General features: G+C 34.3%; 2 protein-coding genes. Both read right to left on the bottom strand.

All coding sequences use genetic code 11. The features are described from left to right. Nucleotides 1–140 precede the first annotated feature (140 nt). On the bottom strand, nt 141–566 hold the full coding sequence (locus tag LC455_RS30995; protein ID WP_223596796.1) for a hypothetical protein: 426 nt from the start codon (nt 564–566) through the stop codon (nt 141–143). Nucleotides 567–821: 255 nt separating this feature from the next. After that, nucleotides 822–1,378: DinB family protein (locus tag LC455_RS31000; protein WP_223596798.1), on the bottom strand; the 557-nt coding region annotated here is incomplete at its 5' end.

The raw sequence follows: 1,378 nt of genomic DNA on the forward strand, positions 1-1,378 counted from the left end.
CTGCCCCGTTAGTGCAATAAAAAAGGGATCGCCGCAGCCATCCCCGTTCTTAAACTCTAGCACCCGATAGTTGAATAACAATCAATGTATATTCAGCAGTTTTATTAATGCTAAAAGTGTTATGCATTTATTCTAATTTCTTATTTTATGGTTACGAAATCAAAATCTTTGGTTTCCTCCACTTTTGTTCCGTCCGCATACCTTAAATCTTCTTTCCACTTGACATGATAGGTCATGCCCTTTTTGTAAAGTCCCTCTGGCTGTGGAGGATGGATGTAAATAGTTTTCTGGTCAGTGCCCAATTCAATGATAACTGGGACTTCATTCTGATGATTATCGGTCACCTTCACGTCTTCATAATGTGAGGCTTTTTTGTCAAACTCCTTTGGAAAATGAATTTCCCATGTTTTGTCTCGTTGAGTGTCCGTGTAAAGCGGCATATCTCGTTTTGGTGCTTCTTTGACTGGTTCAACACCAGATGTATCAATGTATTTATATTGAAGAAAGAAGAAATAGCCACCTGTCAACATCATAAAAATGATAATCGTAACCTTCCATTCTTTCATCTCGTTTCCTCCCTTGTTTATTTGGTATTATTTTATTTTCCAAACCTCCGTTTCATGGGAAATTTTATTCTTTCAATTATAAGAAGAATCATTGAGTATAATTTTAAAAATGCTTTTCAATTAAAGCTAGTTACCAGAAGCTACTCCCTAATTTCTATTTAGTTAAACTGCTTCGTTAGTCGAATGAGAAAAGGCTGCCGCAGTAACCCCTTCTTAAACTCTAGCACCCATTAGCTCAATTTGAAGTATTAAGATTTAATCATTTCCCTTAATTAAGATTTGCTTGTTAATATGATGTTCCATATGGTTAAGGTAGTCCTGTATAAGCCACTGTAATGTTTTTTGGGTATTATCAATACCACAAAGATAAGTTAATTTCTCGGCAGGAATATTCATAATGATATTTAGCACTTGCTTATTTAGGTTTTGAAAAAGAGTCAGTATTTCATCAAGTGGTCTTGCATGATAATTCTGAACTGCTACCCATTGTTCTTGATTATACGATTGGATGACATAAGGTTGTTCCATATATTGAATTTTTACAAACCTCTCAATATTATTTATTGCAGAGTCACAAAGATGTCCTAATATCTCTTTTTTAGACCATTTATTTGGGAAAGGGCGATTTGATATTTCTGTTTCTGACATTGAGTTATATTCCTTTGGTAATGTTTGTATCCAGTGGTTTATTGCATAAATTATATCGTCCACGCTCATACACCCCTTAAATATATATCTAAAAAACAATATTCGTCTAAAGTCATTAATATCCCTTCTTCTACTAAACTGCATCCGTTTGTGCAAGAAAAATG

The organism is Neobacillus bataviensis, assembly GCF_019969725.1.

What these genes read in the sequence shown, in the direction of transcription:
- LC455_RS30995 (WP_223596796.1), bottom strand. Translation starts at nt 566, where the DNA reads ATGAAAGAATGGAAGGTTACGATTATCATTTTTATGATGTTGACAGGT.